General features: G+C 64.6%; 8 protein-coding genes, 1 tRNA gene and 1 pseudogene. 1 reads left to right on the top strand and 9 read right to left on the bottom strand.

What is annotated here, in order from left to right:
* Positions 1–20: 20 nt before the first annotated feature.
* The 9 genes and pseudogenes from PCO31010_RS08465 to def all read right to left on the bottom strand — a co-directional run bounded on the left by PCO31010_RS08465 (position 21) and on the right by def (position 10,129).
* Positions 21–96: transfer RNA gene (locus PCO31010_RS08465), tRNA-Phe, on the bottom strand.
* 111 nt (positions 97–207) lie between these two features.
* Positions 208–948, bottom strand: a complete 741-nt coding sequence (locus tag PCO31010_RS08460; protein ID WP_150663861.1) for a response regulator — start codon at positions 946–948, stop codon at positions 208–210.
* Positions 949–3,327, bottom strand: coding sequence for a sensor histidine kinase (locus PCO31010_RS08455; protein ID WP_281357717.1), 2,379 nt, complete (start codon positions 3,325–3,327; stop codon positions 949–951). It abuts the gene before it with no gap.
* 208 nt (positions 3,328–3,535) lie between these two features.
* Positions 3,536–4,132: pseudogene (locus PCO31010_RS08450) on the bottom strand (DUF4390 domain-containing protein); the annotation flags it as partial.
* Entirely contained in the window at positions 4,129–5,463 is a 1,335-nt protein-coding gene (gene rsmB / locus PCO31010_RS08445; RefSeq protein ID WP_425495006.1) for a 16S rRNA (cytosine(967)-C(5))-methyltransferase RsmB, read from the bottom strand. The pseudogene PCO31010_RS08450 and the gene rsmB, both read right to left, overlap by 4 nt.
* 56 nt (positions 5,464–5,519) lie before the next feature.
* Positions 5,520–6,380, bottom strand: coding sequence for a zinc metalloprotease HtpX (htpX, locus tag PCO31010_RS08440; protein WP_039394597.1), 861 nt, complete (start codon positions 6,378–6,380; stop codon positions 5,520–5,522).
* A 231-nt stretch (positions 6,381–6,611) separates the two neighbouring features.
* The gene (fmt, locus tag PCO31010_RS08435; protein WP_150663857.1) at positions 6,612–7,598 is read right to left on the bottom strand and encodes a methionyl-tRNA formyltransferase; all 987 of its coding nucleotides are present in this window, start codon (positions 7,596–7,598) and stop codon (positions 6,612–6,614) included.
* An 83-nt stretch (positions 7,599–7,681) separates the two neighbouring features.
* Positions 7,682–9,463, bottom strand: coding sequence for an ArnT family glycosyltransferase (locus PCO31010_RS08430; RefSeq protein WP_150663856.1), 1,782 nt, complete (start codon positions 9,461–9,463; stop codon positions 7,682–7,684).
* 162 nt (positions 9,464–9,625) lie between these two features.
* Positions 9,626–10,129: a peptide deformylase gene (gene def, locus PCO31010_RS08425; RefSeq protein ID WP_039394591.1), complete on the bottom strand. Its 504-nt coding sequence runs from the start codon at positions 10,127–10,129 to the stop codon at positions 9,626–9,628.
* Positions 10,130–10,387: 258 nt separating this feature from the next.
* Between def and dprA the strand changes: the two genes are divergently transcribed.
* Positions 10,388–11,704: a DNA-processing protein DprA gene (gene dprA, locus PCO31010_RS08420; protein ID WP_174984516.1), complete on the top strand. Its 1,317-nt coding sequence runs from the start codon at positions 10,388–10,390 to the stop codon at positions 11,702–11,704.

The following is an 11,704-nucleotide window of genomic DNA, read 5'->3' as shown; positions in this document are numbered from 1 at the left end:
ATGCGCAAGCCCTTCGAATTTGGTGGCCTGGGTCGGAATCGAACCAACGACACGCGGATTTTCAATCCGCTGCTCTACCAACTGAGCTACCGGGCCAAGAGAAAAGCGATTATAGAGAACGAATACGCTTTGCGCAAGCCCCTAATCTAAAAAATCTGCAGCGAAGCGGCATGACGGCACCTTTGCGCGCGCCACACCGCCGTTCCATCAGGTCTTGCTCTTGGAAAGTTCGACGCCCAGTTGCTTGAGCTTGCGATACAAGTGCGTACGTTCCAGCCCGGTCTTTTCGGCTACGCGCGTCATGCTGCCGTGTTCCTTGGCCAGATGGTAAGCAAAGTAGGCGCGCTCGAAGGCGTCGCGGGCTTCGCGCAGCGGGACGTCGAAGGAGATGTCCGCCGACATGCCCGCACCGCCCAGACCGCTCACGCCGTCCGCATCGCTCACGCCGAGCGGCACGTGATGCGAGGCCGTACCGTTCAGGCCCGCGCCGGCGTGACGCGGCTCGCTCTCGCCGAAGACACCGGCTTCGAGTGCGTCGTCGTCGCCTTCGAAGGCGCTTGCCGCCCCACCGGACGCTTCGCGCTTGCCGCGCGCCAACCCCTGCTCGACCGCCTGCAACAGCTTTTGCAGGGCGATGGGCTTCTCTAGGAAGTTGAGCGCACCGATCTTCGTCGCCTCGACGGCGGTGTCGATCGTGGCATGTCCGGACATCATGATCACGGGCATGGTCAGCAACTGCTGTGCCGCCCATTCCTTGAGCAAGGTCACGCCGTCGGTATCGGGCATCCAGATATCGAGCAGCACGAGATCGGGCGTGTGTGCGGCACGGAAAGCGCGCGCTTCCTGCGCGTTCTCCGCCACCTCCACGGCATGCCCCTCGTCGCTCAGAATCTCCGAGAGCAGCTCCCGGATCCCCATTTCGTCATCCACCACCAAAATGGTTGCCATTTACGCTACCTTCGTGTGTTCTGCCGGCTTGCTGCGCGGCAGTTCCTGGTCGTCAGCCAATTGAGTAAACAAGATCGAAATCTGTGCACCTGCACTGCCTTCGCCCTCGGGTAAAGACCGGTTACGGATATCGATACGCGCCTGATGCTCGTCGATGATCTTCTTGACCATCGCCAACCCGAGCCCGGTGCCCTTCGATTTGGTCGTCACGTAGGGTTCGAATGCGCGGGTCAGAATGCGCGCCGGGAAGCCCGGCCCATTGTCCGTGATCGTCAGACGCACTGCTGTGCGCTTCGGTTCGCCGGGATGCACATCCGTTCCTGCGTATTCTACTGTCTTCGTTTCCACCGTGATAAGAGGGTTTTCGGTTCCGCCGACCGCATCTTGAGCATTCTGCAGCAGATTATGGATAACCTGCCGCAATTGCGTCGAGTCTCCGCGAATCTCCGGCAGCTCCGCATCGAGGTACGGACGGATCGTGCCGCGTCCTTCATCCACACCGTACAACGTCAGCACCTCGCCAATCAGCTCGTTGAGTTGCAACGGATGCATGATCGCGGGCGGCAGTCGCGCATAGTCGCGGAAATCGTCCACCATGCGCTTCATGGCCGCCACCTGATTGACGATGGTCGTCGCGCCCTTGCGCAATACTTCGGCGTCGGCCGGCGGCAGCTTGTCGGACAGCTTCATCTGCAAACGCTCCGCCGAGAGCTGAATCGGCGTGAGCGGATTCTTAATCTCGTGCGCCAGACGCCGCGCCACTTCGGCCCATGCCACCGAGCGCTGCGCGGAGATCACGTCGCTGATGTCGTCGAACACCACCACGTAGCCGCCGCCTGCGCTGGTCGGCACTCCGCCCACCGCCACCATCGGCTCCGGCAAATGCGAGCCACGTACCAGCAGCGTCACACCGTCAGTTTCGCCTGGCAGCGTCAGACCGATCTGCTGCTGCCAGTGCCCGCCCGGACCGAGGTCGGCATTGGCGTCGCGATCGGCGAACGCTCGACGCAGCGTTTCACCGAACTCTACCAGCGCCGGAATATGTGCGGGCGAGCGATTCAACTCGCCCTGAAAACTCTGCTTGAAGATGCGCTCGGCGCCGGCGTTGGCCGTCGTCAGTCGGAAATCGCGATCAAACACGAACACACCGGCCGTCAGGCTCGACAAAATGGACTCCAGGTGCGCCTTCGAACTTTCCAGCGCGAGACGGTTGCGCTCCACGGTAGCGCGCGCGTCGGACAACTGACGCGTCATCGCATTGAACGCCTGCGTCAGAAAACCCAATTCGTCATTGGTGCGCACTTCCCCCTTGGGCGACAAGTCGCCAGCCGCGACTTCCTGCGTGCCGCGCGCGAGCAGGAACAGCGGACGCGCCAGCTGACTACCGAGCGCCAGCGCGAGCATCATCGCCACGAAGGTCGCGAGGAACAGCGATAGCGTCAGCGTACCGATGTACATCTTGCGAAGGCCCGTGCGTCCCAGCGCCTTCTCCTGATACTCGCGATAAGCGTTCTGCACGGCCTCGGCGCTCTTGGCCAGATTGGCCGGGACCAGTTGGGTGACTTGCAGAAACCGTTCGTCGTCCTGCAACGACGACGTGTAGCTCGACGGAATGCGGATCACCACGCGCCAGCGCAACTGATCGTGTCCTTCGTGCCGGTCGTAGCCCTCGCTACCGCCTTCGATGGCCGTGTAGCCACGCGGTTGCGTGCGCGCCTGTCGCAACATCAGCGCGGTGGGCAGATCGGGCACCAGCGCGTTGAAGTTGCCTGAGGCCGAGGCCAGCACACGACCGTTGCCGTCGACGATGGTCGCGTCCTGCAAGCCGAACTGATCTCGCATGCGTAGCAGCGTGAGCGTGCCGCCCTTCTCGCCGCTCGACGCCAGATTGTCGGCCACCAGTTGTGCCTTCGCACTCAGATCGGACAGACCGTTGTTCAGAATCGCACGCCCGAGTTCGAGACCGGAGTCGAGCGCCGTTTCGACCCGCACGTCGAACCACGATTCGATGCTGCGCGAGACGAATTGCAGCGATACGAGATAGATGATGCCGCCCGGCAGCACACCCACCAGCGCGAAGAAGATCGCAAGCTTGGCGAGCAGTCGCGTGCCGAAACGTCGCTGGCGCAGCCGCACGAGAATGATCCAGACGAGCGCGCCGACGATGAAGACGAAGATGAATGCGACCGCAATATTCGCAGTGTAGAGCAGCGAATAATAGCGATCGAAGAATTCGGTATTGGCCGACGCGAGCGCAAGCAGGCCGAACAGGCCGATGGCGACCAGCGCCATCGTGACGATCAGCGTGCGAATGACGATGTGCTTGAGCAGGCCGCCGCCGTTATTTGACACGGGCAGCTCCGGGCGGGAGGGCCGCATTGAAGGCCAGTGGCAATTTGCCCGTCGAGCGCGAGGCGGCATTCGTGGCGTTCGCAGGACTCGTTGCATCGGGCGATGTCAGACCGAAGCTCCCAGAGGCTGCGGACGGTGCCAGCGTAATCGGTGCGGCGGACACAGGCGCCGATGCGGACGTTGCGACGGGCAATGCCGCCACGCTCGGCACCGACAAGCTCGCCGATGCCGACGGTTGCGCGGGCGTGAACAAGAAACGCGTCCAGTCCGAACTGAGGTTCCAGTCGCGATTGTTCACTGCGTCGATCTGGAACGGCTTGGGCATGAGCGCGTTGTCGAGCCGCATGCGCACCGACACCTGATACTGCGTGCCCGGCTTGGCCACGCCCTTCTCTATCACGCGCCAGCCGCTGACATTGCGAACGAGCGCGAGCGCTTCACGCAGCGAACCGAATCCCAGTTGCAGGCCGCCGCTATTGCTGTTGCCGTTATTGCTGGAGACACGGTACTGACGCGTGAGCGGCTGGAACCACAACCGCACGCTCTGAGACGTATTCACGACCTTTTCGTCGAACCAGTACCAGCGCGAGCGGGTCAGTTCGAAGTCCGTCGTGAAATAGAGGGAGATGCCGCGATTGACGGCATCTTCGAGACTGCTATTGAGCTCGAAGGCAAAGCGTGCGTCGAGCGACCAGCCGCCGTCCGACGGTTCGAGCCGGGCCTCGCGCACCTGGATTTCGTTTTCGGCGCGCGCGGGTGCCGCGTAGCCGAGCGCAAAAACGCACAGCAGCAGTGGCAGCAGGCAGGCCAGTAGCCGTTGGGAGAAAGTCACCGTTTCTGGAAGCGAGCGTAGTAGAAGCCGTCGTGGGCGCCGCCAGGGGTCATCAGCAATTGCCCGGGAGCGTCCAATCGTACCGCATCTGTGCGAACACGTTCAAACCATTGCGCTTGCTGCTCGTTTTCCGCCGGGAAGACGGAGCACGTCGCATAGATCAGTTCGCCGCCCACAGCCAACGTCTCCCACAGCGCGAGCAGAATCCGGCGCTGCTCCTCGACCAGCGCGGCAATGTCAGCCTCGCGACGCAACCAGCGAATGTCCGGATGACGGCGCACGATCCCCGCTGCCGAACACGGCACGTCGGCCAGAATGCGGTCGAACGGCACGCCGTCCCATCCCCCGCCCGACCATTTCGACGGATTGCCCGCATCGCCGATGCGCACATCCGCTTCCAGCCCGAGACGTTCCAGATTCTCATAGATGCGTGGCACGCGCGTGCGGTCCGATTCGAGCGCCGTGACCTGCACGTCCGCCATTTCCAGCAGATGACCGGTCTTGCCGCCAGGGGCTGCGCAGGCGTCCAGCACGCGCATGCCCGGTTTCGGATTGTCGCCGAGTACCAACGGCGCAGCCAGTTGCGCACCGGCATCCTGCACCGAAACCCATCCGTCGGCGAAGCCGGGCAGACGATCGACCGGCACCGCGTGCGCCAGACGCAGCGCCACCGGGCCGATGACCTCGGCCTCCATGCCCGCCTGCGTCAGCGCCGCCAGCATGGCGTCCACGCTGACACGACGCGTGTTCACGCGCAGCGTCATCGGTCCGCGGCCATTGCCAGCGGCCAGCAGCGTCTCCCATTGGTCGGGATAGGCGCGGCGCACGGTGTCGATCCACCACGCAGGGTAATTCCAGCGCGCTTCGGGTTGCGTCTCGATCTGCGCCATCAGCGCGCTACGCTCACGCAGAAAGCGGCGCAGCACCGCATTGGCCAGCCCCTTCGCCGCCGCCGTGCGACGCTGCGCGGCAATGGCTTCGACCGCCTGATCGACAACCGTAAATTCGGTGTACGCAGCACCTTCGGCATCGTCTTGCAGCAACGCGAGCGCGCATAGGAGGATGTCGCGCACGCGTGCCTGCAAAGCGGGCTTGACGAGCACGGCGAGCAGCGCGCGGCTGCTGCCCAGACGTCGCACAGCGCGATAAGCGAGATCCTGCGTGGCGGCACGCACGGTCGGTGCGCACTGGGCGGTGGCTTGCGTCAGCGCCTGCGGCAATGCGGTGCCCTTCTGGACGGATTCGACGACCTGTGCGGCGCGTTGCAGCACATAGGCCAGGGATTCGGTGGGCAGACTCGGTTGCGGCATGGGCGTTCTACAAACAAACATGCCCGCACGACGGCGGGCATGGGAGGGTAACTGGACGGCTGTCGGCCGACAGGATATCAGACGGGGTATTGGCCGGTGCGCGCCATCTCCATCAGGCGCGCCACGCGCTCTTCGGTCGCCGGGTGGGTCGAGAACAGGTTCGCGAGACGTCCGCCGGACAGCGGATTCATGATCATCATCTGCGCCGTAGCCGGGTGCTGCTCGGCCGTATCGAACGGAATCCCCTGCGCGTAACGATGAATCTTGTCGAGCGCCATCGCGAGCGACTGCGGGTCGCCGGAGATTTCGGCACCACCCCGGTCGGCTTCGAATTCACGAGCGCGCGAGATCGCCATCTGGATCAGCGAGGCGGCCAGCGGCGCGAGAATCGCCACGGCAATGCTGGCGATCGGATTGGCCGGACGGCCGTTTTCGTCACGTCCGCCGAAGAACATCGCGAAGTTGGCGAGCGCGGAAATCGCACCGGCCATCGTGGCGGAAATCGTCGAGATGAGAATGTCGCGATGCTTCACGTGGGCCAGCTCGTGCGCCATCACACCACGCAACTCACGGTCGGAGAGCACACGCAGAATACCGGTCGTGGCCGCCACCGCAGCGTTCTCTGGATTGCGGCCGGTCGCGAACGCGTTCGGCGCGTCTTCGTTGATCAGGTAGACCTTCGGCATCGGCAGGCCAGCACGTTGCGACAACTCCCGCACCATGTTGTAGAACTGCGGCGCGCTGGTCTCGTCGACTTGCTGCGCGTTGTACATGCGCAGCACCATCTTGTCCGAGAACCAGTACGAAAAGAAATTCATCGCGAGCGCAAACGCCAGCGCGAGCATCATGCCCTGCTTGCCGCCGATCATGCCGCCCACCACCATGAACAACGCGGTGATGGCCGCCATCAGCAGGGTGGTCTTCATCCAATTGAACATAGTGTTCTCCTCTGCAAATCCTTGATGACCTCACGGATCACGCACTTTGCGTGTCCTCGGGCGTTAGATGGCGTCGCTTGCCGAAAATTCAACGTCCCCCGCACCGGCGTCGACTAATTTTTCAGACGTTCACCGGGTTTGCATGCGACTTCGAAGACGTTTTACGCCATTTTCGCGCTGTTTTGATGCTCGGAACGTCGAATCCCAAATCACCCGAGAGGCACGAAACGCTCAGCTCGCCGCGCCAGCCGCACCTGCCACAAATATGTCGCCCGTCGCCAGGGCGAAGCCCGCCAGGAACTCCCGCACCGGCAAGCGCTTGCCGCCCGGCTTCTGGCACTCGGTCACGCGCAGCGCGCCTTCACCGCAGGCGATGACGATGGCGTCAGCGCTCACTTCGAGCACCGTACCGGGCGCAGCGCCCGACTTGCCCGTCACGGCGCTCGCGCGCCAGAGCTTCACGGGCGTGTCGTGCACGGTACCCAGCGCACCGGGGAACGGATCGAACGCCCGCACCTGCCGTGCCAGCGTTTCGGCGGGCTTGTTCCAGTCGAGCACCGCTTCCTGCTTGGCGATCTTCTCGGCATACGTGACGCCCGCCTCGGGCTGCGCTTCCGACGGCAGATGGCCGTCGCGTGCGAGCCGCTGCAACGCCTCGACGATCATTTTTCCACCCAGCGCCGCCATACGGTCGTGCAGCGTCGCCGTCGTATCTTCGGGACCGATGGGTTCGGCTTCGCGCGAGATCATCGCACCGGTGTCGAGCCCGGCGTCCATCTGCATGATGGTGATGCCGGTCTCGGCGTCGCCCGATTCGATGGCACGGTGAATCGGCGCAGCGCCGCGCCAGCGGGGCAGCAGCGAGCCGTGGATGTTCAGACAGCCGTAGCGCGGCAGATCGAGCACTTCCTGCGGGAGGATCAGGCCGTAGGCCGCGACCACCATGACGTCGGGCGCGAGTGCGCGCAATTGCTCGATGGCCGCTGCGGCTTCTTCCGGATACTTGCCGTTACGGCGCAACGACGGCGGCTGCGCCACCGGCATGCCATGTTCCTGCGCGTAGCGTTTGACGGGACTGGCCTGAAGCTTCATGCCACGTCCTGCAGGACGGTCAGGTTGAGTAAGCACCAACTCCACAGGGAAGCCAGCGGCATCGATGGCGGCGAGCGCGGTTTGTGCGAATTCCGGTGTACCGGCGAAAACGATGCGAAGCGTCATGATGGACTTCCTCCTGCGTAGTGCTGACTGGTGCTGACTGGTGCTGACGTAGTGCTGCCGGAGATCCCGGCGACTGCGACGACTTACTGAACGGCGGTGGGTGCCGCCGAAGCGGCGGAAGCCGTGGCGGGCGTGGCCGGTACGAATGCGCGGAAACGCTCGTTCGTGTCGCCTGCGCGGCCGCCCTGCCAGATCTCGCGCCAGGTGTCTGGCACGGTGATGCGAGACGCCGCTTTGTCGAGCACCAGCAGCGTGTCGCAGCGTGAAGCGTCGTCGAGGCTCGGGAGCTGCACCGGGCGCACGTCGATGAAATAGTCGAGCATGGCCCGCTCAGATTCGCCCACGTTGAACGATCCGATGCAAGCGCTCGCTTCGGATGTGCCTGCCTGCGTCGCATTCGTTGCCTTCATGGCCTTCGTTGCCCGCGGCACTTGCGACAGCGCCTCGTTCAATGCGGCGAACGGCGTGCGATAGCTGCGCGCTTCGTTGACCCACGGCAGCAGCAGCGTCGAGAGCGTTCCCCAGACGAACATCAGTCCCGCGAAACCGAACACGAGTGCGCCGAGTGCACGACGATGCACAATGGCCGTCACCCATAATGCCGCGATCACGAGACCTGCGAGGAACAGCCCAGGCGAGAACGGCAGCACGTAATCGAGTGGCAACCATTTGCCGATCGGACCCGCAGCAACGTGCCCGTTCCCGGTCAGTTGCAGCCCCCAGCGCACCCAGAGAAACACGCCGAGCACGCTCATGAGTACGAGCGCGACGCCCGACCACGTCTTCTCCAGCCACGACGGCAGGCGCACGCCTGCGCCGAGTACGGCGATGGCCGGAAAGAGCGACAACATATAAATATCGCGGATGGCCGACGACACCACCAGCGTCAACACGAACAGCACGGCATACAGCCACAGCATGGCGAGTTCCGGGCGCTCGCCGACAAAGCGTCGCAGACGCCCGCCTGCGCCTTGGCGCAGCTGCGAAATCAACGCCCCCACGGCGAGCCAGCCCGCCGGAAAGGTCAGCCCGAGCAAGCTGGTCACGTCGTTCCAGTACGACTTGCGTTCGCCCCCGAGATGGACGAAGCCGAAGAACCGGCCGAAGTTGTTATCCCAGAACCACTCGATGAACAGCGGCTCAGACGCGTGCCAGAACAGCACCGGCCAGACGATCAGCCACGGCAGCGAGGCGAGCAACGCCCAGCCGAGCGCCGCCGCGTAACGACGCGTGCGATACGCGGGCAACAGGAAGACGGACAGCGCCGTGAGGCCCAGCACACCGGGCACGAGCAAGCCTTTGCTGAGGAACGCGATGCCAGCGCCCGTGCCGAAGAGCAGCCCCCACAGACGGGCGGAATTCTCGGCCCGCGCCAGACGCGCGAGCGCCGCCAGCGCGAGTGCGGCACCGGCCAGTTGCGGCACGTCGGCCGTGAGTTTGTGAATGTTTTCGATGGCCCCGAAGCTGCCGACCATGAGCATCGGCGCGAGCCAGTTGAAGGTGTCGGAACCATAGAGGCGCTGCGCCAGACGTCCTACGCAGATCACTGCAATGACGAGCCACGCAAGCACCGCGAACTGCGCACCCTGGAACACCGGCAGTACGGCGGAAGTCGCACGCGCAAACATCGCCCCCGTCCAGTACATGACGGGCGGCTTCTCGACGAACGGATCGGCAGCCACGCGCGGCACGATCAGATCGTGACCCCGGAAGAAGTTGAGCACCATGCCAACCGAATACGGTTCGTCGGCTTTCCAGGGGTCGCGGTCGAACAGGCCCGCGAGCAGGAACGCGAACAGCAGTGCGGCGCTCAGCCAGAAAACAAGACGGGTACGGGAAGACAGCTTAGGCGTGGCGATGGACATCTCGTCAGACAGTCGGGGTGATTGGCCCGACGGCAGACGTTCTGGACGCCCCGTCGCAGCAGCAGAAGGCAGGCGCATGGCCCGCGAGCGCTGCAAGTATAGAGGACTTTACCGGGCGCGCCCAAACCTGACCCCGAGGGGTGACGGGGCGCGCCGTGGCGATCAGGCGCGTTCGGCCTGCTTCTTCATCTTCGCCTTGATGCGGTTGCGCTTGAGCGGCGAGAGGTACTCGACGAACACGCGTCCCTTAAGGTGATCCATCTCGTGCTGGATGCACACGGCGAGCAGATCGTCGGCGTCGATGACGAACTTCTCGCCCTTCTCGTTGAGCGCTTCGACGCGCACACGATCCGCGCGCTCGACTTCGTCGTAAATGCCGGGCACGGAGAGGCAACCCTCTTCGTAGACCTTTTGTTCGTCGCTACGCCACACGATCTTCGGGTTGATGAACACGCGCAGTTCGTCGCGCGTTTCCGAGAGGTCCATCACGATGACTTGCTCGTGCACGTCGACCTGCGTGGCCGCGAGGCCGATGCCGGGGGCGTCGTACATGGTCTCGGCCATGTCCTTGACGAGTTGACGGATCCGGTCGTCCACCTCGGTGACCGGCTTGGCCACCTTATGCAGACGCGGATCGGGATATTGAAGAATTGTCAGTAATGCCATGATGAAAACGGGAATTCGCCGCATTGCCCTACGGGCAGCCGCACACGCAAAATCGTGTGATCACGCAGGCGTACGGCAATGTCTGTCGCGCGCCCCGTCTGCTCTGGCCCCCCGGTCAATGCTTACCGGATGATGAAAAATTTTAGCATAGCGCTATCGTCGACGCTGGCGGCCGACACGCCCCTGGCCACTCGTGACGCCCGCCCCGCCTGCCTCGCGAGCCATTCCTGCACGGCGGAAAACGAGAATTCCGCACACTTGGGGGCGACGCACCCTGATGGACAGATCGGTGCAGACCGAGAGGAAATCAAGGACTGGTTGCGCCTGTGCCACACGCCGGGTGTGCCAGCCGCGGCGGTCCGACGTCTGCTGGCCGCCTTCGGTCCACCCGACGCGATCTTCGGGGCGTCGCGCGGCGCGTTGTCCGACGTGGTGCCGGTAGACGTCGTCGGGCGGTTGCTGGCGCGTACGTCTGCCGAATTGTCGACGCAAATCGCCGTCACGCTCGAATGGGCGGATCGACCGGGATGCGCCGTCGTCACTTTGTCCGAATCCGCCTATCCGCGCGCGTTGCTGACGCTCGGAGACCCACCGCCGGTCCTGTACTGCCGGGGAGACGTGACACGGGCCAACCGGTCGGGAGACGGCGGCGAACGGGCCGTGGCCATCGTCGGCAGCCGTCGCGCCTCGCCGCAGGGACGCGACAACGCACGGCACTTCGCCCGGGTGCTGGGGGACGCCGGTGTCGCCGTCGTGTCGGGGCTCGCCGCCGGGATCGACGCGGCGGCCCACGAGGGCGCACTGGAGACGTCCGGGGGCACGTGCGCGGTCATCGGCACCGGCGCGGACATCGTCTACCCGACGCGCCATCGTGCACTGGCCGAACAGATCGCGGAACGGGGCCTGATGCTGTCCGCGTTCCCGATCGGCACACCGCCCCGCCCCGAGCACTTCCCCCGTCGCAACCGGCTCATCGCGGCACTCGCCCGGTGTACGGTCGTCATCGAAGCGACCACGCAATCCGGCTCGCTCATCACAGCGCGCCTTGCCGGTGAACTAGGACGCGACGTCCTTGCCGTGCCCGGATCGATCCACTCGCCGCACAGTCAGGGCTGTCACGTGCTCATTCGGGACGGCGCGACCCTCGTCACTTCGCCGGACGACGTGCTGGAGGCCCTCGGTATGACGCCATCCGCCCCGGAACGCGCCGCCCGTGGCGAGCGCAAGCGTCAACGCCAGCCCTCACCCGCCCGCGCGGGCAGCGAAACGCCGGAGCACGGCAAACGGATCGCTCAAGGCGGCAATGACGGGAACGCAGCGGCCCTGCCGGGCGTCCACGTGAGCCCGAAGCAGGCAAAAGCGGATATGAGCACGGTCGGAGCGACAGACGCCCACGCGGGCACGGCAGCGGTTCTGAAGGCGCTGGGGTATGATCCCGTCAACGCGGACACCCTCTGCGAGCGCACTGGCCTCGGCATCGCTGACGTGCTGGCGCAACTGGGCGCACTGGAACTCGGCGGCCATGTCGCCCGTCTGCCGGGCGGCCGGTTCAGCCGACTGACTTTAGCCGACTGA

It is taken from the genome of Pandoraea commovens (assembly GCF_902459615.1).
Classification (GTDB): domain Bacteria; phylum Pseudomonadota; class Gammaproteobacteria; order Burkholderiales; family Burkholderiaceae; genus Pandoraea; species Pandoraea commovens.
The sequence above is the reverse complement of the archived record's forward strand: the minus strand, read 5'-3'. Positions and strand labels throughout refer to the sequence as shown.

Excerpts from the sequence above, each read along its gene's own strand:
- PCO31010_RS08460 (WP_150663861.1), bottom strand. The coding sequence starts at position 948 with ATGGCAACCATTTTGGTGGTGGATGACGAAATGGGGATCCGGGAGCTG.
- PCO31010_RS08455 (WP_281357717.1), bottom strand. The coding sequence starts at position 3,327 with ATGCGGCCCTCCCGCCCGGAGCTGCCCGTGTCAAATAACGGCGGCGGC.
- rsmB (WP_425495006.1), bottom strand. The coding sequence starts at position 5,463 with ATGTTTGTTTGTAGAACGCCCATGCCGCAACCGAGTCTGCCCACCGAA.
- htpX (WP_039394597.1), bottom strand. The coding sequence starts at position 6,380 with ATGTTCAATTGGATGAAGACCACCCTGCTGATGGCGGCCATCACCGCG.
- fmt (WP_150663857.1), bottom strand. The coding sequence starts at position 7,598 with ATGACGCTTCGCATCGTTTTCGCCGGTACACCGGAATTCGCACAAACC.
- PCO31010_RS08430 (WP_150663856.1), bottom strand. The coding sequence starts at position 9,463 with ATGTCCATCGCCACGCCTAAGCTGTCTTCCCGTACCCGTCTTGTTTTC.
- def (WP_039394591.1), bottom strand. The coding sequence starts at position 10,129 with ATGGCATTACTGACAATTCTTCAATATCCCGATCCGCGTCTGCATAAG.